Raw genomic sequence first — 20,688 nt, 5'->3', positions numbered from 1 at the left:
GGCCGGCTGGCTCAAGACTGCCGAACAGCGCGGATCCAGTCGAGCCGCGCGGCTGGAATGAGGCCGTAATTGTAGAAATTGACGCCGTCCACACCGGGCGCCAGCGCCGGCTTCACCTTGGCCGCGAGGATGTCGGGGCGGGCCATTTCCGGATAGAACAGCCGGTAGCCGGCGCCGAGGAATTTGTCCGCGCCCAGTGCCACACGGCCGGCCGCCATCAGACTGGCGACATCGCCGGCCTGCATGTCGTAGGCGCACAGGATCGCCCCGTCGCAGACCTTGCCCAGCGCTGCCAGATCGCAACCGCCAAGCCAGCCGTCTTTCAGATCGATAATGACGACCCGCGTCGTGGGATCGGCTACCTCGCGCAGTTCGGCGACCAGGCTGGTCACTGGCTCGAATCGCCACAAGAGATAGGCATGGAGCTCCGGCCACGGCGCAAAGGCGTCGAGGCCGCAGGCGGGGAAATCGGGAAAGCGCCGCTCAGGCACCGCACGCTCGCAGGTCTCGACGATCCATTGCCTGGTGAGCTTACGCGCCGCCTCGGCATCGATGCCGGCTTTTGCCGCACGGGCGACGCAGGACGGACAGAAGCACAGAGACAAAAGAAAATCGTCTTCCGGCGTCAGCCCGACACCGTCCTTCTCGTGATGGTATTCATGGGCAAAGCCCATGAAGGACGGGCTTTCAAGTTCTATCCGGTCCGGCCGATAGCTGTGCGAGATGTCGGCGATCAGCGCGCGGACATAGGCGCGCGCATCGGGATGGGACGGGCAGAGATTGTAGTAGTTGGCGTCGCCGAAGGCGTTGCGGGTGACGGCCTGCGGATGCAGCATGCCCAGGCGGGTGTTGTGCAGGCAGACCGTCCAGCACGAAACGCCTAGCCCGCCCGCGTCGCGACGGCGGATGAGCTGACCGAGCACATCGCCGCCCTCGGTGATCACGTCAGCCACCTTGGGTTGGATGGCTAGACTTCCCCAGCGCGCAGCGGTCGGCTTGAAATAGATGGTGCCGTCCTCAGGGAAATAGGCCTTGCGGCGCGGACTGCGCGGCTGCAGGAAGCGCCCGGCATGATAGGATGTCGCCAGGCTGATCATGTTGAGCCCGGCGCGCCCGACAAGATCACGTTCGACCGTCTCCAGGCCGAGATCCTGGATGTCCCAGGGATAGGTCCACATGGACAGTTGCTGCATGGAATATCCTCTGCCTTTGGCTCAGCCGTCGACCGGCTCTGCGACCTGCATTAGGCAGTCGCCCGCCTCACACATCGTGTGCAGCCGGCGCGACAGCACCAAGCCGCTTTCGGCGAAATGCAGGGCCTCCTCGGCAACATCGAGCCGCTCGAGATCGTGGTACCAGCCGGCCAATTGTCCTGAAGTGACACTGTCGCCGAGCCTGGCGGCGGGCTCGAACCAGCCGCGGCGGGTGGCATAGAGGCCCTGGCTGTGCCTGGACAGGGACAGCAGCCTTGTCGGCGCTGAAGGCTTTTCGCCAGCGCCAAGAACCGGCGCGCCGACCACACCCATTGCTATCATCAGACGGTCGAGTGCGCGGGCCGTGATCGCCATCGAATCGACCGTTGCGGTGCCACCGCCGCCGAACTCACCGCTGACGCCGACGGCGCCGGCGCGGCGCGCTGCGCCCATCGAGGTTGGCGAGGCCTGGCCGTTGTCAGCGATAAAGCCGTAGGGCATGCCGAGCTTGCGCATCAGCTCGACGCCACGCCGGTGGCGCTCGGGATCGGCGTTGCGTTCGACCAGCGCGGTCGGCAGATGCTCCATCGACGTGCCGCCCGAATGGATATCGAAGACGACGTCGTGACGGGGGAACAGCTCCGTCTCAAGGAAATTGGCGAGCCGGCTTGTCGGCGTTCCCGAGGGATCGCCGGGAAAGGCTCGGTTGAGATTGCCGCCGTCGAGCGGCGAGCAGCGCTTGGCGGCCATCACCGCAGGGGCGTTGGCCATCGGCATGATGGTGATGCGGCCCTTGATGCGCTTCGGATCGAGCCGGCGCACCAGTTTTGCCAGCGACAGCTCGCCCTCATATTCGTCGCCGTGATTGCCGGCCATCAAAAGCAGTGTGGGGCCGTCGCCGTTGCGGATTAGGCAGATCGGCACCTTGACCTGAAAGTAGGGCGAGCGATCGATCGAGAACGGAATGCTTAGATGGCTGAGCGTCTTGCCGTCGCGGTCGAAATCGAGCGTGTGGGCGAGGCCGGTGTGCATGGTCAGACCGCCGCGACCGCGGTGATTTCGATGCGCAGATCAGGGTCGGCAAGGCGCGCCTCGACGCAGGCCCGCGCCGGCAGGCGGGCAGGATCGATCCAGGCATCGTAGATGCTGTTCATGGCCTCGAAATCACCGATCTGCGGCAGGAAGATGCTGACCGCCACCAGCTTCGACTTGCTGCTGCCGGCCTCGACCAGCAGCGCCTCGACTTTGGCCAGCACGTCGCTGGTCTGGCCTTCGATGCCGGCCTTGCGATCGTTGGCCACCTGGCCGGCTATGTGAACGAGGCCGCCATAGACGACTGCCTGCGACATGCGCGAGCCGGACTGAAAATACTTGATCATATCGGATCCTTTCGAGGTTCTCTTTTTGGGGGATCTGGTCAGCCGAACCAGGTGGGGAAAGCGTGGCGGACGTGGCCGGTCGCGTCGACGCCGAAGATCACGCGATAACGGTCGAGGCAGGTGCAGGGATGCGAGATGCCGAATTCGACGACGTCGCCGACGGCCACGTCGTCGCTCGGTGCAATCGACAGGAAGGAATGCTGGTCGTTGAGCTTGACCACCTCGGCGCGCGCCGCCGGCATCGGCAGCGGCTTGCAGGCACGAAAGACGGTGAGCGGCGTTGGAAAGCCCTGGTCGAACGACACGTCGCGCATGCCCATGCCGCAGATGACAAGGCCCGGCTCCGGACGCGACAGCACTTCGGCCCAAAGGCGTAGCGCAGGGCGAAAGGAATGCCGCGCCGAAGCGCTGATGCCGCCTATGGCAAAACCCTTGCGGGTATCGAGGGCGCCGAGCGAACGGTCATAGGTGCCGTGGTCGTGGAAGAAGATGGCGCCGCTGCGCAGCACCAGCGTTGCGTTGCCGTCGCTGGAAACGAGGGGTGCAAGCGCCGCGGCCACCTGGTCGAAGAAGGCGGAGCCGCCGGCTGTGACGATCAGCGGTGCGTCGCCGCCGACGCGGGCACGCAGCCGCAGGAACATGTCGGCGGTCATTGCCAGCAGGCCGGATATCACCTCATCGGTGCGACCGGGCTCGGGTTGCGCCGCCGCCCCTTCATAGGTCGCAACGCCGGCGATCAGCAGCCGCCCGCCGGCAGCCGTGATCGCATCGGCGATGGCCTCGGCTTGCGCGGTGGTGCGGGCGCCCGCCCTGCCCGCACCAAGTTCGACCAGCACATGCAAAGGCGGCAGTGCCGCATTGGCGCGCCAAGCCTCGGAAAGCGCGTTCACGGCGTCGACCGAGTCGGCAAAGACATAGAGCTCGGCATCCGGCCAGGCACCAGCAAGCACGGCCAGCCGGTTGGCGCCGCCGGCTCCGCCAACCTCATTGGCGATGATCAGCCGTGTCAAGCCGGCCTTCAGCATCACTGTCGCTTGCCTGATGTCGGCGACCGTCGTGCCCCATGCGCCGGCCTCGACCAGCGACCGGGCAAGGTCGGGCGCCATCGGCGTCTTGGCATGCGGAGCGATCTCAACATTGTGTTCGCGCGCATAGCGCAGGAACAGGTCGCGATTGGCGGAGAAGGCCGCCTCGTCGAGGGTCAGCACCGGAAGCGCCATGCGTCCATCCGCGGGATGCCAGCGCTCGGCCGCGACAAGGCTGCTGTCAAGCCCGGTTGTGCCGGGAGGCACGCCGCGGATGCGGTTGTCGAGCCGAAAATTTTCGTGCACCGAAAGGGCTGGAACCGGTGAGTTTTCAGTCATCCGATGCTAACCCTTTCACCGTCGCAACGAAGCCAGATCGATCGCCGGTCACAGCCTGAGAGAGATACGTGCCAGAACCTTACGCCGGACCGATCATCGACGCCCATCATCATCTTTGGGATCTCAGCCTGGGACGGCATCCCTGGCTCGCCGCCACGGCCGGCGAGCGCGGCGGCCTGGGCGAGCTTGGCCCCTTGCGGCGGAACTATCTGCCTGGGGATTATGCGCGCGATGCCATAGGGCATAAAGTCCTCGCCACCATCCATGTCGAAGCCGGCTGGGCGAGTGGCGACTGCATCGGAGAAACGCGCTGGCTTGAAACACTCGACAAATCGCGCGGCGTCGCCGCTCGCTATGTCGTTCACGTGCCGCTCGCCGATCGCCAGGCGCCGGCGCTGATCGAAGCGCAAGCCGCGTTCGAGCGTGTCGTCGGCGTGCGCGACATATTGAGCTGGGATCCCGACCCTGCCCGCCGTTTTGCGACCCGTGACGGCATCATGGAGGAGCCGGCCTGGCGTGCCGGGCTTGCCTTGCTTGGCCAGCATCGGCTGGCCTTCGACCTGATGGTGTTTCCGCGCCAGCTCGCCGGCGCGGCTCGCCTTGCGGCTGCCTTCCCCGATCAGCAATTCGTGCTCAACCATTGCGGCAGTCCGATCGACCGCGACGCCGACGGCATGCAGAGATGGCGCGACGGGCTGCGGCTTCTGTCGCAATGCGACAACGTCGCCATCAAAATATCGGATCTGGTCGCCTACGATCATGACTGGACGCTCGACAGCCTGAAGCCCGTCGTCCTGCATTGCATCGATTGTTTCGGCACCGGTCGCGCCATGTTCGGCAGCGACTTTCCGGTCGCCGGCCTGCATGCCTCGTTCGATGACATATATGACGGCTTCAAAACCATCACAGCGGACTTTTCCGCCGACGAGCAGACGGCGCTGTTCTTCGGCAACGCAAGGCGCATCTATCGGCTCGACGATGTGTCATCGGCGCGCCTGCTCCCGGCCTGAGAGCAGCAGCAGGCCGAGGATCAGCGAGCCGAACAGGATGCTGCGCCAGCCGGGCGATGCGTTGACGACGGTGATCAGCGCGGTGATGGTGACCAGCAGGATGGCGCCGGGGATGGTGCCGGCATAGGTGCCAAGCCCGCCGAGGATCGAGGTGCCTCCGAGGACCACAGCGGCAATCGAGGCGAGCAGATAGGGATCGCCGATGCCGACATAGCCCTGTCCGTTCATGCCCAACACGAGCACGCCGGCAAGTCCCGAGCAGAAGCCGCTGATGCCGTAGACCGCAAGCGTCGTGGACGTGACCGGAACACCGGACAATGCCGCGGCAAGTGGGTTGGCGCCCATGGCGAAAATCCGGGCGCCAAGCGATGTCGCATGCATCGTGGTCAGCACGATCACCGAGACGACCACCCACAACAATACGCCAGCGGGAATGCCGGCCGGCCGGCCATTGCCGAGCCAGTGGACCAGCGGGTTCTCGGCGGTCACGGCGCTGCCGCCGGCGATGATGATCAACAGACCCTGCAAGAATGTCGCCATGGCCAATGTCATGATCATCGGGTGGACGCGCAGCAAAGCGACGCCGAGCCCGTTGACCAGGCCGATTGCCGTGGTCAGCACCAGAACGGCAAGAATGGCGGTGATGCCGGTCGGATCCACCTGCCACGACAGCAGCGGCAGGCTGACGGCGCTGACCGTGACGATGGCCGCGACGGAAAGGTCGATGCCGCCGGCGATCACCACAAAAGTCTGGCCCGCGGCAACCAGGCCGATGACGGCGCCGAGCTCCACCAGATAGCGCAGATGGCCATAAGCGCCGAAGCCGCGCGAAACGAAGCTCGCCACGATCCAGACCGCGGCAACGATGGCAACGGTGAGAAACGGCCGGCTGCGCAGGACCGTCAGGGCGCGTTTGCCGCCCGCGCTGTCATTCCATGCTGTCATTGCTGTGCCTTGCGGAATTGCGGGATGGCGACCGCGCCGATGATGATCAGGCCCTGGGCCACATATTGTGCGACCGGCGTGAAGCCGAGGAAGAACATGACGCTGATCATCAGGCTGAGCAGCAGGCTGCCGGCAAGCGCGCCGCGCATCGTGCCCTGGCCGCCGAGGAAGCCGATGCCGCCGAGCACCGCAGCGGCAATCGAGTTCAGGGTAAAGGCGGCGCCGATGACCGGGTCGCCCGAACCGGTCTGTGCGGCGACGAACAAGCCGCCGCCAGTGGAGAGCAGACCGCTGATCGCATAGGCCGCAATGCGCGCGCCGTCGACCGGCACGCCGGAGCGATAGGCGCCGACCGGATTCTCGCCGGCGGCATAGAGGCTCAAGCCAAGCGGCGTGGCGAGATAGAGCTTCCACAGGAGAATGATGACCACCAGCAGCACGAATGCCGCCGGTGTGTTGCCGGCAAGCAGGTCGGACAGCCACGCCGGGATTGCGCCGCCGGGCCGCGGCAGGGTCAGCAGTGCGGCGCCGCCGATGATGAACGACCCGGCAAGCGTCACCACGATCGCCGGCAGGCGAAGCCGTACCACGATGAAGCCGGTCGCCGCCCCGATGCCGAGGCCCGTCAGCGCCACTGCGGCAGTGCCCCCGGCGACGCCCAGCGGCCCGGCCATCGTCGTCGCGGCGATGACCGCGCCCAAGCTGACCGTCGCGCCGATGGCTAGGCTGATGCCGCCGGTGAGCATCAGGATCGCCTGCGCCATGGCGACCAGCGCCAATGGAAACCAGCTCTGCGTGAATTTGGCGAAGCCGGACGCCGTGAACAGGCCCGGAAAGAGGACGCCATAGGCGATGAGAAACACCAGGACGACGGCAAACAGGCTGCGCACGCCGACATTGCGACGCATCTGCACCGGCCAGTAGAGCGCATCGGTCTGCCGGGCGGAGGAAGATCCTTTCATGCCGCAACCTTCCGCTGTTCGGCGCCCATCGCCGCGGAGACGATGGCTTCCTCGCTCAGCGCTCCACGCGCCAGCATGGCGACGATGCGGCCTTCGCGGACGATGGCTACACGGTCGCAAAGGTGCACGAGTTCGGGCGTGTCGGAACTGAGCAGCACGACCGCCTTGCCGGCGGCGGCGAAATTGCGAAGCATCATGTAGATCTCACGTTTTGTTTCGACGTCGACGCCGCGCGTCGGATCGTTGAGCAGAAGCACCAGCGGGTCGTGCGGCATCCATTTCGCCAGCGCCACCTTCTGCTGGTTGCCGCCCGATAGAGCCTGCGCCGCCCGCCCGAGGTGACCCTTGATGCCGAGTTGGGCGGCAAGGCTTTTGGCCGTCTCGCGCTCTGCGCGGCGGCTGCGCAGCTTCAGCGCCGGCAGCCTGGCAAAGGCGGGCAGCATCATGTTGGTGATGATGGGATGGATCAGGTGCAGGCCCTCGCGCTTGCGATCCGCGGGCACATAGGCCAGCCCCAGCGCGTTGGCTTTCGGCACGCCGCCGGGCAGGCCGGAGGCGCCGTTGACGGTCGCCGACGCCGTCCGTGCCGGAATGGCGCCGTAGAGACCGAGCAGCAGATCTTCCTGCCCTTGCCCGACCAGGCCGCCAATGCCAAGCACTTCGCCCGTTTTGATATCCAGATCGACGTCGCGCATCAGGCCGGCCGAAAGATTTCGGACAGAGATAGCGTCGGCAGGCAAACTGGAAGGCTGCCATTGCGGAAAAAGATCACCGGGATCGCGGCCGACCATCAGCCGAACCAACCCGGCGGCGTCGGTGCCTTCCAGGGTGCGGTCGGCCGTGCAGGTGCCGTCCTTCAGAACGGTGACGTGCTGGCACAGCGCCATGACTTCGTTCAGTCGGTGCGAGATGTAGAGAATGGCGATGCCTTCGCCGCGCAACCGCTGCAGCAGATCGGTGAGGATTTTGGTTTCGGTTGCCGATAGCGACGATGTCGGTTCGTCGAGAATGAGCACGCGCGGCCGGCGGTAGAGCGCCTTGGCGATCTCCACCATTTGGCGGCGGCCGAGCGACAGATGCCCGACCGGCGTCGACAGCGGCTCGTGCAGCCCGACAAGTTCGCATGCGGTCCTCGCCCGCGCAGCGAGTTCGCGGTAGTCAATCAGGCCGAACCGTTTGGGATAGGCGCCGAGACCAATATTTTCGGCGATGGAAAGACTGGCCGTCAGGCTGAGTTCCTGCTGGACGACGGCGATGCCGGCCTGCCGCGCAACAGCCGGCGTCATGCGTGAGACCGCGCGTCCATCGACCTCGATCGTCCCGCCATCCGGTCTCAAGGCGCCGGACAAAAGGTTGATCAAGGTCGACTTTCCGGCGCCGTTCTCGCCGAGCAGCGCATGCACGCGGCCCGGCTGGAGAGCGATTGAAACGTCGCGCAGGACGGGGTTGCCGAAGAAGGACTTCGACACACCCCGCGCCGCGAGCAGCGGAGCCATGGTTGTCAACGCTACAACCCTTCAGGCTTATTTCTGAGCCAGCAGCTTCTTGAACAGCTCCTCATCGTAAGGAGAAAAGATGTAGCCGTCAGCCGGGAAGTCCTTGGCCCGGGCGAGGTATTCGTCGATGTTGGAATTGTCGATTACCGGCAGCGGAATCTTGACGAAAGCCGGCACATCCTTGCCTTCCAGCGCCTGGACGGCAGTGTAGGTGGCGAAGGCGCCGAGCCAGTTCGGCTGCATCGTCGCCCAGCTCTTCAAGCCCTTTTCTTTCCAGAGTTCCAAAAACTGCCGGGCGTTCTCACCGGTGATCGGCACCTGTTCACGGCCCTGCTTGTCGAGGGCCAGCACGGCGCCTGCCGACAGAGCGCCGCCGAGCGACAGGATGCCGTCGATCTCGGGGTTGGCGAAGAGGAGGCTGGTGACGGCTTCCTGTGCCGGCGCGACGTTGTAGGGCGTGTTGGTCTCGGCAAGCACCGTCACGTCGGGATGGGCCTTGAGCTCAGCGTCGGCGCCTTTGCGCCTGTCATCGCTGACCGAAACCCCGGCCGGGCCGTTGAGGATGAGAATCTTGCCCTTGCCGCCGATAGCGTCGATCAGGAACTTGGCCGCCTGGTCGCCCCACTGCGAAGAATCGGTATTGACCTTGGCGGTGACCTTGTCGGTATCGACGAGGCTGTCGAAGTTGATGATGGCGATGCCCTTGGCGCAGGCATCGGCCAGAACGCGTGCAGGTGCGGTCGACGAACCGGCGATCAGGATGATGGCGTCGACATCGGAATCGATCATCGACTGGATCTGCTGGATCTGGACGTTGGCATCGCCCTGAGCGTCGGTGACGACGAGCTTGTCGACCAGTCCCTGCTTCTTCAGGGTCTCGACTTCGGCTTCGATCGTGCCTTGGGTCTGCTTCATCCAGGTCGGCACGGAATAGATGTTGGCCCAGCCGATCGTGTACGGCGCCTTGCGGTCGCCCTTGATGCAGTTGGCGGCGGCATTGGCTGCCGAGCCGGCGCCAAAGCTCAGCACGAGACCGAGGCAAAGCGCGCTGGCGGATGCGAAAAACGGTGATTTCATCATGACTGTTCCCTTCAGAGGTTGTGGCCTCGACGTGCAGAACAAGGGCGAGGAAACCCGTCGGTCGCCGGATCTTGGAAACCGTGTGTCGCCTCGGGATTTGTCTGCGTCAGGCTCGTTAGTTTGTCTGGTATTTCAGACAATGTGTCTGTATATCGGACAAACTGGATGCTAGTCCGAGCCTTGACATCTTTCAAGCGCCCTGAGACGAGAACCGAAATGATTTTGGCGGAGGGTCATGAGCGAGGGCACTAACGATGCGATCGGGAAGGAAGCCGGCGCGGAGCCGCGCAACGGCGAACGACGACGCGGCATTGACCGCGTCATCATGCTGCTCGAGGCGTTGCTGCGGCACCGCGCGCCAATGCGCGTCGGCGACATCGCCAAAATGATCGGCGCGCCGCGTTCGACCACCTACGAGATCGTCAACAGCCTGCTCGACGCCGAAATGCTCGAAAACGTCGGCGGTGAAGGTTACGTCTATTTCGGACGCGCCATGCATCTGTTCGGCTGGGCCTACTCACATCACAATGCCCATTACCGTCGCATCATCGAGACCTTGGATAAGTTGGCCGCCGAGACAGGCGAGACGGTCCAGCTATGCGGCCTGCGTGGCAACAAATACGTCGTTCTTGACTGCCGAGATTCCCCAGGCCCGTTCCGGATCTCAAGCGATGTTGGGGTTGAGGTGCCGATCCCATGGACGGCATCCGGACGGCTGCTCCTCGGCCATATGAACGAGCAAGAGTTGAGGGATTTCATCCCATCTGGCGACTACAGGCTTCCCGACGGCCGCATCATTGCACCAGCCGAATTCTTTGCCGATGTTGCCTTGGCCCACCGGCAGGGTTTCAGCGAGACCACAGCCTTGGCCGACCGTTTCACCTGGTGCATGGCGGCCCCCATCCGTGACGGCCACGGCGCCATCAAAAGGACCTTGTGTTTGGTGTTACCCGTCGACACGCCGGAGCCACGGCGCGACGAACTGCTTGCGTTGCTGCGCGAGCGCGCCCGTGGACTGTCTCTGGCGGGAGGCTGACGATCAGCCGTCGTGCCCTCAGGTTGAAGCCTCTTAAAGGCACATGGATTCCGCTCTTCCCCATGGGTTCCATTTAGGTTCCGGACCTTAGTCCCACAGTCGGTGGATAAGGTCCGAACCAGGGAACACGCAACCGGAAGCCACATTAGGAGAAGACCGTCGATCAAAGTCCCTTCATCGCCGGTTGAGGATCCCGCCGCTCTTACTGTCGAGAGCGCGGCGGGATCCTTACGCGCGGAGCGAGCACATGAGATTTGTCGAAATTTTCACAGATGTGCTTACTGCCCTGCTTCTCGCTTTATTCGTGTGCGGGATATTCGCTGTTTTCGGAGGCCATCTGGTTCCTCCACGCTACGCAAAGATGGTGTTGCTGCCGGACCTCGATAAGATGACGACTGCATCATCTACACCCAGCTTGCCTGATTCCATCGACTTGCAAGTTCAAAAGCGCCCAGAGGTGCAAAGGTCTGCCGGCGTGACACAGCGCGCAGTCGGTCTGGAGCCGCCAGTGCCATCCAGCAAGCGGTAAGAATCAGCGGAGGTTTTGTGGCTCCCCAGCTATCAGAGAGCGCCGGCGATTATTGACAGACCCGGCTCTTGAAATTGGCTGAAATCGCCGCTCCACATTTCCGCATCTGTTTGAATTGTGTTTATCAACTAGTGCGAACGCTATGGCGAAGCAGGTTGAGTTGGCGGCGTTCCTGGCTGATCCCCGCCAGTGCTTGATCGCGGCGTGGGATCCTTGTCGAGCTTGGGATTTCGGTCCACCGGTTCGCCATTCACATCATCGGCCTTGGAGTTTGCAGGGTCCGTTTGGCCAGGATTTGGGCTGTAAGTATCTGGCGATGGAACCCGGCTGTTTTGTTGTGTCGCCGGTGTCTTAGCCTGCTCGCCATAGATTTCAGCGATCCCCCAGGCAACGAGCGCCAAGACAAGGCCTGCCAAGAGCACGCCAAGGACCGGTCGCCCCAAGCCACCCTGCCTGGCCCGCTTTTCCGGAATGTTTCTGCTCATGATCGCAACCTTGGGCTAAGAGGAGTGGCCCGCGCTCCAGGAGCGAAGACGCGGGCAGTCAAGAGCTCCGGATGTTGGCCATGCGGCGAACAGGGAACTCGCTGCACATACCGAACTCGCTGGCGCTGTTGATGTTCCCACGGAATACAAACAGCGCGCCGCCGCGATCCGGACGGGCAATTTGGTTTGGAGTGGCTGGAACGAGCCAGTTCAAGGTCAACCAGCGGCGGTGTGCGTAAGCGAGCATTGCGAGCCAGACTGGAACTTTGCCGAATTTGCCGCGTCGCCGACCATGGCCGGCTACAACGAGACCACCAATCCGGTGCTGACCGGTTGCAAGGCCCGCGTTGCCACCAGGGACATCTGTTTGAAGGCTATCTGAATTTGCTCCTCGTTGTCGGCGATTCCGCCCGATGGAACATCCTGATCCGCTCGCGGTTGGGGAAGCCCGGGCCAGCGGCAGGAGCATCATCATGAACGTCGAACGTAACCCGGCCGAAGACAGAGGCGATATCCAGTCTGGGGTGACAGAGGACAAGACGCCGGGATTCGACCCGGCGGCGGCGCCTATGGAAACCGATGCCGAAGCAGCAGACACCTGCGCCGTGCCGGTTCCCGCAGCGACGGGCACGCCGGCTTTCGCTAATCAAGCAAGCTTCGCCAATGCGATGCGGCGGCCGGACGACGAGCGAGCCCCGGCCCCGAGTAAAAACGGCCCGGTGCTGGCCATTGTCGCGCTTGTCGTCGTTGCCGCCGTCGTGTTCGTTGTCGCCGCGATGCTGGCGCGATAGCAGATCCTGCGCTTGCGCCAAACCTCTGCCCTGCGAAGCGATCAGGGATGCGGTCGTGGCAGCAGGCGATCAGCGGCTGGAAAAACAAGCTGCAGGTTGCAGCGGCGCATGGCACGCCGGCCGGCACCCTGGCCGAGCAGCATTGCGGCATGGCCGAACCCGGCTCGGCCGCCAAGGGTTGAGGCCGGATGCTCGTTGGAAGCGGGAACATTTCACATCAAGCCAAGTTCGGGCTCGCAGGGCTTGTCGTCAAGGAACAGCACATGAAGGCCCTCACATGGCACGGCAAAGGCGACATACGTTGCGAACAGGTGGCCGATCCGACGATCCAGGATGAACGCGACATCGCTGCAGAAAGTTCAGAACGGCGATATCGACCCGTCATTCCATCGCGCTGGCCTCAAGGCCGGGCCCGAACTTACAAAACCTTCCGCGACAAGGAGGACGGCTGCATCAAAGTCGTGATGCGCCCGCACGGCTGACCGTTCTGTCCAATGGCCCGACTTTGTTGTCCGGCCGTCTGCATGCTGAAAAGGCGAGAGTTGAAAATGGCCAAGGACAAACCCGTATCGACAAACCCGGCCGCGACACCTCCGGTCAGATCGCCTGAGGCCGCCGGTTTGCCACATCCCCGTCGCGATGCTGAAGACAGCGATTCCGGCGCCAAGCCGACGGCACCCAAGACCGCTGGCGCCCAGCAAGCGTCCAGATCGCCACTCGACAGCCGCATTGCAAATCGCAATGCCGGCCGTCCTCGTCAGGCAGGCACGACGCCTCGGCCGACCGACGAACCGCTGGAGTAAAATGAAACCTAAGCTGCGGCGCGGGTATCCGCACCGCGGTGTGTGTGCGCAGTCAGGGTCTTCCTGCCCTGCCGACAGGGCCATACAGGTCTTGATCTCTCGTGGATCGTCGGGATCGGCAATCAATACTTTAGCGGGAAATTCGGTGGTACCGTTGGCTGGGATCGAACCAGCGACCTCCGGATCCACAATCCGGCGCTCTAACCATCTGAGCTACAACGGCACGTTCGCCTGAGCCAGATCGTGGTGAAAATTCATTCTCCGAGATCCGCTCTGTCGTTCGGCGATGCGTCCAATACGGTCTATCAGAGACTAATTCAAGGCCTTTGATAAGGCAAAGCCGGTCTCCCAACGGACGCCCGTTTCTTCGGCAAAAGAAAAAGGCCGGCGGGAGGAGGTGCCGGCCTTTTCCTGTTACGAGCCAGCGGGAGGAGGTGCTGGCTGGTCACCCCGGAGAGCAGAGGGAGGAGGTTCCACTCGCCGGGTATTCATTTGGACAACTCTATCGCACACCTATTTGTCTGACGAAATGCGACGTTTTGATGCATCGCAGAGTTGTGCGCAATTATTAGGCGGCCTTGATGTCCTTCAGGGCCTTCTCGAAAGCGGTCTTGACCGGCTTGGAGACGTCTTCGGCAGCCTTCGAAGCAACAGCCTGGAAGTCCTTGGCCTGCTCGACGGTGGTCTCGACGCGCTTGCGCAGGAAGGCGGTCTGCAGTTCGACCACTTCCGACAGCGACTTGGCGCCGATGAGGGCCTCGAGATGCGAGAAGCCGGCTTCGGCATTGGCGCGCAGAGCGGCGATGGTCTTGAGCGACAGGTCGCTGGAAACGGTCTTGGCAGTCTCGAAGGTCGATTCCAGGACTTTCTGGGTCTCTTCGGCGCCGGTCTTCAGCTTGGAGTAGGCTTCCTTCGACTGCTCGACGCCCTTTTCGGCGAAAGCGCGGATCTGGTCGGTTGCCTTGGAAGCGTCGAAGCTCGGGAATTCGACGTTTTCGATGGTCTCAGCGGTCTTGGCCTTGGTCATTTTCCATCCTTTCGGGGTAGCGGCTTTGACAAAAAGCCGTCTCGTTCATGTATGATGGCAATATAGCGGTTTTTTTGTGCGATGCAATATCTTTGTTGCAGTGCACCATAAATTTCTTCCCATGCGTCACCCAAGAAGTTATCCAGGGACATTCCGAGAGCTGTTAACCAAGTGGCCAGAGATTCCACCTGCTTCCCGCCATGGCTTGTGGACCTTCGCCGCGCGGGCTTTTATTAACAAAGCGTTAACTGCAAATTGCCCGCCTTGTAGGTTCGCCAAGAGGGGTTCGCCAAGAGGTTTCACCGAAAGGGTCCGCCAAGCGCATGCCTTCCGAGAACTACTCTTTCCTCGATGTCGCCGTGCTTGATGCGGTTCGCCAGCGCTTCGCCGCCGGCGACGCGATCGCGATTCTGTCGGCCGACCTCGAACAGGTGATCTGGGCCAACGGCCCGGGCGCTGCGGTGTTCGGCTATCCCGATATCGAGGCCATCATCGGCGCCTCGGCTCAGCTGCCGCTGATCGCCAGGCGCCAGATCATGGCGACCGCGGGCTTCCCGCAGATCGGCAGCGACCGCGCCATTACGGTACGGCTGGCGACCGGCATCACCAGCCGCGCCGTCGGCTTCCTGGCCAGTGCGGTGACTATGCCGGACGGCGAAAGCGCCATCATGCTGGTGGTGCCGGCAGCGCAGGCCGGCTCGCGCAGTGCTGCCGACATTGCGGCCCGCGCCATCAGCGGCTTTACCGAAGACGGCCATTTCATCGCCTTTGTCGACGCCGCCGGCACTGTCGAGGCGGCTTCCGATGGCTTTGGCGCGCTCGCCATCCGGCCTGAGACGCTGGCCGCGCTTGTCGCCGACGTGGCGAGCCAGGACGACCGCATCGTCAAGCGGCTGGTCCCCGGCGGCGCCACGTCCTATCCGGCCGGCTTCGCGCGCCTGACCGAGTCCAGGCATCTGCTGGTGGTCATCGACGAGGATCAGCTCGGTGAGGAAAATCCTGTCGGCGAGCTGGATGCCGAACCTGCTGCAGCGCAGGTCGACGATGGCCCGGCGCAAGCCGCCGCGGAGAACGCGGTAACGGTGGATGCGGTGGCTGACCACCCCACCGCAAGCGGGAATCAGGGCGCCCCACTCGCGGCCGCACCTGATGTCGGGGAGACAGGTCCGGCTGCCACCAAGCATGATGCTTCGGCGTCAACCGATACAAAGGCGGACCATCGCGAGCAGACGACCTGCCGCGAGCAGGCGGCGAATGACAGCGCGCCGGCGCAACATGATCATTGGTACTTCCATGCCGGCGAAGAGCCGCAGGCGGGCGAGCCGGACAGTCCGGCGCAGGCCGAGCCGGATTCTGTTTCCCCGGCCGAGAGTGCGCAGTTGGACAGCAGTGCCGCTGCGCCCGCCCTGCCGTCTGACGCAGCCCCACCGGCTGCGCCTCCCGCCAAACGTGAGGTCGACCGCTCGGCGCCGCCGCTGCGCTTCGTCTGGCGCACCGACGCCGAGGGCAAGTTCAGCGCGCTGTCGCCGGAATTCGGCGACATTGTCGGCAAAGCCGCCGCCGACGTGATCGGCCGCCGCTTCAAGGACGTCGCGACAATTTTCGGCCTCGACGCCTCGGGCGAGATCGCGGGCCTGCTTGAACGGCGCGACACCTGGTCGGGCCGCTCGGTACTGTGGCCGGTTGCCGGCTCCGACCTGAAGATACCGGTCGATCTGGCAGCACTGCCTGTCTATGGCCGCAGCCGCGCCTTCGAAGGTTTTCGTGGTTTCGGCGTCGCCCGCGCCGGCGATGCGGTGGTCGATCCGGAAGCAATCGGCATGGCGCTGGTCCCCAATGGCGCGCCACCGGCAGCAGCCGAGCCGGCCCCGGAACAGCCCGTGGCGGAAGCTCCCAAGGCGGCCGATCCGTTCGAGGGCGAAGTGCCGGCACTGACCATCGTGCCGAAGCAGGAACGTCGTTTTGCCGATAAGGTCATCCGGCTGGCCGAGCATCGGCAGCCCGCCAACGACAAGCAGCCGACAAGCGAGAGGGGCCTGTCGACGCTGGAGCGCAGCGCTTTCCGCGAAATCGGCGAGCGGCTGAAGAAGGACAATCCCCCGCCGGAGCAGCCGGAGACTGCCAAGCAGGCCGAACCGGCCAATCCGGATCAGGTAACGCCAGACCAGGCCAAGGCAGATGAGCCCAAGCCGGATCATGTCGAGGCGGACCAGCCTGAAACAGCCGCGCCAGCCCGACAACCCGCCGAGGTCTCGAGTCCGGGCGAAGCCGGCCCGGCTGCCGTGGCTGAACCATCGGCAGCCGCACCCGAAAGCGAAACGGCTGAGGCCGAACCGCCGGAAAGCGATGCCGAGGACGAAAAGGACCTGACGCAGCTTGACGGCGAGCAGCCGGACGACGGCCTTGCGGACAGCGAAGCAGGCGAGGCGAAGGCGCCGACAGTGTCGCGCTCCCTGCTCGACTATGCCGATCCCGAACCAGGCTCCGTCACCGGAGACAGTACGGAAGCAACGTCGTCCAACGACGAACTTGCGCCGGCTTCCGAACCGGATGATACGCAAGCCCAAGAGATCGTCGAGGCCGCAGAGCCACAGCCGGTTGTTGCCGAGACGCCGGCCAATGCCGGTGAAGACGACAGCATGACGTCGGCCGACTTCCGCGATGCCGAGGACAATGAGGATTGGGCGCCGTCCGACGAGGCGACCGATTCCGCCGTGGAAGACGGGGACAAGGCCGGCGATGCGGACACAGTGCCGGCAGAACCACAGCGCCTGAAAGTGCCGCCGCTCAAGCTTGAGGGGTTCATGCCTTCGGCATTCTCGGCCGGAGATGAACACAAGGCCCCTGACACGTCGATCCTCGGCAAGCTGCCGGTGCCGCTGCTCATCCATTCGGGCGACGAGCTTCATTACGCCAATGAGGAATTCCTCGGCCTGACCGGCTATGACACGCTTGAGGACCTGAGCGACGCCGGCGGGCTCGACGCGCTGTTTGCCGATCCCTATTCAGAAACGGCCGGCGAAAGCGACCACACACTCAAACTGAAGACGCGCGAGGGCCAGGAATTTCCGATCGAAGCCATTTTGCGTTCGGTGCCGTGGCGCGCCGGCAAGGCGCTGATGCTGGTGGTGCGACGTACCGGCGATAACGAGCCGCCGATGGTTGCGCATCTCGCAGCCGAGGAGCAGACGCAGCCCGATGTCTCCGAACTCAAAGCGCGCATTGCCGAGATGCGCACCATCATCGACACCGCGACCGATGGTGTGGTGTTGATCGGCCGCGACGGCGACATCCGCTCGATCAGCCGGCCGGCCGAGGCGCTGTTCGGCTTCGACAGCGACGACGTCACCGGTAAACCGTTCGCCTCGCTGTTTGCCATCGAAAGCCAGCGCGCGGCGCGCGACTATCTGAACGGCCTGTCCGAGCCCGGCGTGGCGAGTGTGATGAACGATGGCCGCGAGGTGATCGGGCGCGAGGCGCAAGGGCGCTTCATCCCGCTGTTCATGACCATCGGCAGGCTACCCAATGACAGCGGCTTCTGCGCCGTGGTGCGCGACATCACGCAGTGGAAGCGGGCCGAAGAGGATCTGACCCAGGCGCGCGCGGTGGCCGAGCGCGCCTCCTCGCAGAAGACCGATTTCCTCGCCCGCATCAGCCACGAGATCCGCACGCCGCTCAACGCCATTATCGGCTTTTCCGAGCTGATGGTGGACGAGAAGTTCGGCCCGGTAGCCAATGACCGCTACCGCGACTATCTCAGAGACATCAACCGCTCGGGCAACCATGTGCTCGATCTCGTCAATGACCTCCTCGACATTTCGAAGATCGAGGCCGGCCAGCAGGAAATGGACTACGAGGCGGTGTCGCTCAACGATACGCTGGCCGAGACTGTGGCGATGATGCAGCCGCAGGCCAACCGCGAGCGTGTCATCATCCGCTCCAGCTTCGCCTCGCGACTGCCGGAAGTCGTCGCCGACCTCAGAAGCGTGCGCCAGATCGCGCTCAACATCCTGTCCAATGCCATTCGCTATACGCAAGCCGGCGGACAGGTGATCGTGTCGACCGCCTATGAAACCTCCGGCGACGTTGTCATGCGGGTGCGCGATACCGGCATTGGCATGAGCCATGCCGAGATCGAGCAGGCGCTTAAGCCATTCAAGCAGATCAATGCGCTGAAGCGCGGGCGTGGCGACGGCACCGGTCTCGGCCTGCCGCTGACCAAGGCGATGGTGGAAGCCAACCGCGCCCGCTTCACCATCACCTCGACGCCGGGCGAAGGGACGCTGGTCGAGGTCGCCTTCCCGTCGACGCGGGTGCTGGCCGAATAGGGCCGGCCATTCCCGGGCGAGAATCCCGGACAAAGAAAAGGCGTCCAACAGGACGCCTTAAATGGGATTTGCTGTCACAACGGGGGCTTGAGCGAATCTGATCCTCAGGGGACGAGGAGCGGGATTTCTCCCTCAAGTTACGTGCGACTATCGACGCCGGGCCTTAACAACTCCTTACCGGCCGTCCAAAGAATTTACGAATGTGTACCACTCATGAAATCTAGGTAAATTCGACCGACATATCTGGTTAACCATCCCGGCCGCGTCACTCAGCCAGCTGCGGCAGGTTCCTGAACAGCTCCAGCGCCTCTGGATTGGCCAACGCTTCCTTGTTCTTGATGGCGCGGCCATGCACCACGTCGCGCACTGCAAGCTCGGTGATCTTGCCCGATTTGGTGCGCGGAATGTCGCTGACGGCGACGATCCTTGCCGGCACGTGGCGCGGGCTGGCGCCGCTGCGGATCTTGGAACGAATGCGCTTTTCCAGATCCTCGTCCAGCGTCACGCCGGCGGCCAGCCGCACGAACAGCACGACGCGCACGTCATTGTCGAAATCCTGGCCGATGCACAGCGCCTCAAGGATTTCCGGCATCTGTTCGACCTGATTGTAGATCTCCGCCGTGCCGATGCGCACACCGCCCGGATTGAGCGTCGCGTCGGAACGGCCGTGGATGATCATGCCGCCATGCGCGGTCCATTCGGCGAAGTCGCCGTGGCACCAGACATTGTCGAAGCGCTCGAAATAGGCCGCATGGTATTTCTTGCCCTCAGGATCGTTCCAGAAGCCGATCGGCATCGACGGAAACGCCTTGGTGCAAACCAGCTCACCCTTTTGCTCGCGGATCGGCTTGCCGTCATCGTCCCATACATCGACAGCAAGGCCGAGGCCGGGACCCTGGATCTCGCCGGTCCAGACCGGTTGCGTCGGTACGCCGAGCACGAAACAGGAGACGATGTCGGTGCCGCCGGAAACCGAGGCCAGATGTACGTCCTTCTTGATGCCGTCAAAGACGAAGCGGAAATCCTCCGGCGACAACGGTGAGCCGGTCGAGGAAATCGCCCGCACACTCGACAGATCATGGCTGCGGATCGGCTTGAGCCCGGCCTTGCGCACGGAATCGATGAATTTGGCTGAGGTGCCGAAAAAGGTCATCTTCTCGGCATCGGCGAAGCTGAACAGCACATTGCCGTCGGGGTGGAAGGGTGAGCCGTCATAGAGCAGCAGCGTGGCGCCCGAGGCCAGGCCCGACACCAGCCAGTTCCACATCATCCAGCCGCAGGTGGTGAAGTAGAAGAAGCGGTCGCCTTCGATGAGTCCGGCATGCAGCCGGTGTTCCTTGACATGCTGGACCAGCGTGCCGCCGGCCGAATGGACGATGCATTTGGGAATGCCGGTGGTACCTGACGAGAACAGGATGTAGAGCGGGTGCGCGAACGGCAGCCGCTTGAACGTGACCGCTTTGGCGGTAAAGGGTAACAGCGCCTCTTCGAGCGCCACGGCCTTGTCGATGATCGCTGCGATATCGCGCGAGGTACCGAGATAGTCGACGATCAGGACCTTGCGGACGGTTTCGAGCTTCGCCGCAACGGCAGCGATCTTGTCGGCTACCTCGATTGCCTTGCCATTGTACCAATAGCCGTCCGGCGCAATGAATATGACCGGCTCGATCTGGCCGAAACGGTCGAGCACGCCCTGCTCGCCGAAATCGGGGGAACAGGACGACCAGACCGCGCCGATGGAGGCGGCCGCCAGCATGGCGGCGACGGTTTCCGGCATGTTGGGCATCATCGCCGCGATGCGGTCGCCCTTTTTAACCTTGAGCGACAGGAAAAGCTGCTGAAAGCGCGAGGTCAGCTGGTGCAGTTCGCTCCACGACAGCCGCCGCTCGATCTTGTCCTCGCCGCGAAAGACGATCGCGTCACCGGAACCGGTCTTCTTCAGCAGGTTCTCGGCGAAGTTCAGCGTCGCTTCGGGAAAGAACGATGCGCCGGGCATCTTGTCGCCATCGACGAGCACGGGCTCGCCCGCATCGGTCCCTTTGTCGCCGACAATGCCGCAAAAGTCCCACAGCAGGCTCCAGAAGCCCTCGCGATCCTCGACCGACCAGCGGTGCAGTTCGGCGTAGGAGGCGAAGGATGTGCCGCTTTTGGCCGCTGCTGCCTTCATGAACGCGGTCAGTGGTGCTGCGTCGATCTGGTCTTGCGTCGGAGTCCAGAGCGGTGCTTCGGCAGCCATGATCGATCCTCCTTGAAGCCCGTC

General features: G+C 63.7%; 15 protein-coding genes, 1 tRNA gene and 2 pseudogenes. 7 read left to right on the top strand and 11 right to left on the bottom strand.

What is annotated here, in order from left to right; translation table 11 throughout:
* Positions 1-11: 11 nt before the first annotated feature.
* From X730_RS156800 to X730_RS156815, 4 genes are read right to left on the bottom strand one after another with little or no spacing between them, the layout of a single operon-like run.
* Complete coding sequence (locus X730_RS156800; RefSeq protein ID WP_031196700.1) at positions 12-1,193, bottom strand: hypothetical protein; 1,182 nt, start codon at positions 1,191-1,193, stop codon at positions 12-14.
* Between the two features lie 21 nt (positions 1,194-1,214).
* Positions 1,215-2,225 carry a succinylglutamate desuccinylase/aspartoacylase family protein gene (locus X730_RS156805; RefSeq protein WP_023753901.1) on the bottom strand — a complete coding sequence of 337 codons (1,011 nt, stop codon included), beginning with the start codon at positions 2,223-2,225 and terminating at the stop codon, positions 1,215-1,217.
* Positions 2,226-2,227: 2 nt separating this feature from the next.
* Positions 2,228-2,572 carry a RidA family protein gene (locus X730_RS156810; protein WP_023753900.1) on the bottom strand — a complete coding sequence of 115 codons (345 nt, stop codon included), beginning with the start codon at positions 2,570-2,572 and terminating at the stop codon, positions 2,228-2,230.
* A gap of 38 nt (positions 2,573-2,610) precedes the next feature.
* Complete coding sequence (locus tag X730_RS156815; protein WP_031196699.1) at positions 2,611-3,936, bottom strand: alanine racemase; 1,326 nt, start codon at positions 3,934-3,936, stop codon at positions 2,611-2,613.
* 68 nt (positions 3,937-4,004) lie between these two features.
* Here X730_RS156815 and X730_RS156820 point away from each other — a divergent pair, with 68 nt between their 5' ends.
* Entirely contained in the window at positions 4,005-4,946 is a 942-nt protein-coding gene (locus tag X730_RS156820) for an amidohydrolase family protein (RefSeq protein ID WP_023753898.1), read from the top strand.
* Here X730_RS156820 and X730_RS156825 read toward each other — a convergent pair.
* From X730_RS156825 to X730_RS156840, 4 genes are read right to left on the bottom strand one after another with little or no spacing between them, the layout of a single operon-like run.
* On the bottom strand, positions 4,920-5,891 hold the full coding sequence (locus X730_RS156825; protein WP_023748645.1) for an ABC transporter permease: 972 nt from the start codon (positions 5,889-5,891) through the stop codon (positions 4,920-4,922). The genes X730_RS156820 and X730_RS156825 overlap by 27 nt on opposite strands.
* Positions 5,888-6,853 (bottom strand): ABC transporter permease, encoded by a 966-nt coding sequence (locus tag X730_RS156830; protein WP_023753897.1) that lies wholly within the window; start codon positions 6,851-6,853, stop codon positions 5,888-5,890. The genes X730_RS156825 and X730_RS156830 overlap by 4 nt, the downstream gene beginning before the upstream one ends.
* Positions 6,850-8,349: a sugar ABC transporter ATP-binding protein gene (locus tag X730_RS156835; RefSeq protein WP_196813807.1), complete on the bottom strand. Its 1,500-nt coding sequence runs from the start codon at positions 8,347-8,349 to the stop codon at positions 6,850-6,852. Before X730_RS156835 ends, X730_RS156830 begins: the two co-directional genes overlap by 4 nt.
* 27 nt (positions 8,350-8,376) lie before the next feature.
* Positions 8,377-9,429 carry an ABC transporter substrate-binding protein gene (locus tag X730_RS156840; protein WP_023723360.1) on the bottom strand — a complete coding sequence of 351 codons (1,053 nt, stop codon included), beginning with the start codon at positions 9,427-9,429 and terminating at the stop codon, positions 8,377-8,379.
* A gap of 235 nt (positions 9,430-9,664) precedes the next feature.
* On the opposite strand from X730_RS156840, the gene X730_RS156845 reads away from it, so the two are divergent.
* The 5 genes and pseudogenes from X730_RS156845 to X730_RS1000000169205 all read left to right on the top strand — a co-directional run.
* Entirely contained in the window at positions 9,665-10,465 is an 801-nt protein-coding gene (locus X730_RS156845; RefSeq protein ID WP_023753895.1) for an IclR family transcriptional regulator, read from the top strand.
* A gap of 247 nt (positions 10,466-10,712) precedes the next feature.
* Positions 10,713-10,994: a hypothetical protein gene (locus X730_RS1000000167425; protein WP_023686798.1), complete on the top strand. Its 282-nt coding sequence runs from the start codon at positions 10,713-10,715 to the stop codon at positions 10,992-10,994.
* A gap of 958 nt (positions 10,995-11,952) precedes the next feature.
* Positions 11,953-12,270, top strand: a complete 318-nt coding sequence (locus tag X730_RS156850) for a hypothetical protein (protein ID WP_031196696.1) — start codon at positions 11,953-11,955, stop codon at positions 12,268-12,270.
* A 68-nt stretch (positions 12,271-12,338) separates the two neighbouring features.
* Positions 12,339-12,452 (top strand): annotated as a pseudogene (locus tag X730_RS1000000167420) (oxidoreductase); the annotation flags it as partial.
* A gap of 81 nt (positions 12,453-12,533) precedes the next feature.
* Positions 12,534-12,614 (top strand): annotated as a pseudogene (locus X730_RS1000000169205) (oxidoreductase); the annotation flags it as partial.
* Between the two features lie 605 nt (positions 12,615-13,219).
* On the opposite strand, the gene X730_RS156860 reads toward X730_RS1000000169205, so the two are convergent.
* Positions 13,220-13,296: transfer RNA gene (locus X730_RS156860), tRNA-His, on the bottom strand.
* 345 nt (positions 13,297-13,641) lie between these two features.
* Positions 13,642-14,100, bottom strand: a complete 459-nt coding sequence (locus X730_RS156865) for a phasin (protein WP_023669330.1) — start codon at positions 14,098-14,100, stop codon at positions 13,642-13,644.
* 323 nt (positions 14,101-14,423) lie between these two features.
* Between X730_RS156865 and X730_RS156870 the strand changes: the two genes are divergently transcribed.
* Complete coding sequence (locus X730_RS156870; RefSeq protein WP_023825876.1) at positions 14,424-18,428, top strand: PAS domain S-box protein; 4,005 nt, start codon at positions 14,424-14,426, stop codon at positions 18,426-18,428.
* A 265-nt stretch (positions 18,429-18,693) separates the two neighbouring features.
* Here X730_RS156870 and X730_RS156875 read toward each other — a convergent pair whose 3' ends face one another.
* Positions 18,694-20,664, bottom strand: coding sequence for an acetoacetate--CoA ligase (locus X730_RS156875; protein WP_023825875.1), 1,971 nt, complete (start codon positions 20,662-20,664; stop codon positions 18,694-18,696).
* Positions 20,665-20,688: the final 24 nt, after the last annotated feature.

Source organism: Mesorhizobium sp. L103C131B0 (genome assembly GCF_000502275.1).
GTDB lineage: Bacteria > Pseudomonadota > Alphaproteobacteria > Rhizobiales > Rhizobiaceae > Mesorhizobium.
The sequence above is the reverse complement of the archived record's forward strand: the minus strand, read 5'-3'. Positions and strand labels throughout refer to the sequence as shown.

Excerpts from the sequence above, each read along its gene's own strand:
- X730_RS156870 (WP_023825876.1), top strand. The coding sequence starts at position 14,424 with ATGCCTTCCGAGAACTACTCTTTCCTCGATGTCGCCGTGCTTGATGCG.
- X730_RS156835 (WP_196813807.1), bottom strand. The coding sequence starts at position 8,349 with ATGGCTCCGCTGCTCGCGGCGCGGGGTGTGTCGAAGTCCTTCTTCGGC.
- X730_RS156830 (WP_023753897.1), bottom strand. The coding sequence starts at position 6,853 with ATGAAAGGATCTTCCTCCGCCCGGCAGACCGATGCGCTCTACTGGCCG.
- X730_RS156815 (WP_031196699.1), bottom strand. The coding sequence starts at position 3,936 with ATGACTGAAAACTCACCGGTTCCAGCCCTTTCGGTGCACGAAAATTTT.
- X730_RS156800 (WP_031196700.1), bottom strand. The coding sequence starts at position 1,193 with ATGCAGCAACTGTCCATGTGGACCTATCCCTGGGACATCCAGGATCTC.
- X730_RS1000000167425 (WP_023686798.1), top strand. The coding sequence starts at position 10,713 with ATGAGATTTGTCGAAATTTTCACAGATGTGCTTACTGCCCTGCTTCTC.
- X730_RS156810 (WP_023753900.1), bottom strand. The coding sequence starts at position 2,572 with ATGATCAAGTATTTTCAGTCCGGCTCGCGCATGTCGCAGGCAGTCGTC.
- X730_RS156845 (WP_023753895.1), top strand. The coding sequence starts at position 9,665 with ATGAGCGAGGGCACTAACGATGCGATCGGGAAGGAAGCCGGCGCGGAG.
- X730_RS156805 (WP_023753901.1), bottom strand. The coding sequence starts at position 2,225 with ATGCACACCGGCCTCGCCCACACGCTCGATTTCGACCGCGACGGCAAG.
- X730_RS156850 (WP_031196696.1), top strand. The coding sequence starts at position 11,953 with ATGAACGTCGAACGTAACCCGGCCGAAGACAGAGGCGATATCCAGTCT.
- X730_RS156865 (WP_023669330.1), bottom strand. The coding sequence starts at position 14,100 with ATGACCAAGGCCAAGACCGCTGAGACCATCGAAAACGTCGAATTCCCG.
- X730_RS156840 (WP_023723360.1), bottom strand. The coding sequence starts at position 9,429 with ATGATGAAATCACCGTTTTTCGCATCCGCCAGCGCGCTTTGCCTCGGT.
- X730_RS156875 (WP_023825875.1), bottom strand. The coding sequence starts at position 20,664 with ATGGCTGCCGAAGCACCGCTCTGGACTCCGACGCAAGACCAGATCGAC.
- X730_RS156825 (WP_023748645.1), bottom strand. The coding sequence starts at position 5,891 with ATGACAGCATGGAATGACAGCGCGGGCGGCAAACGCGCCCTGACGGTC.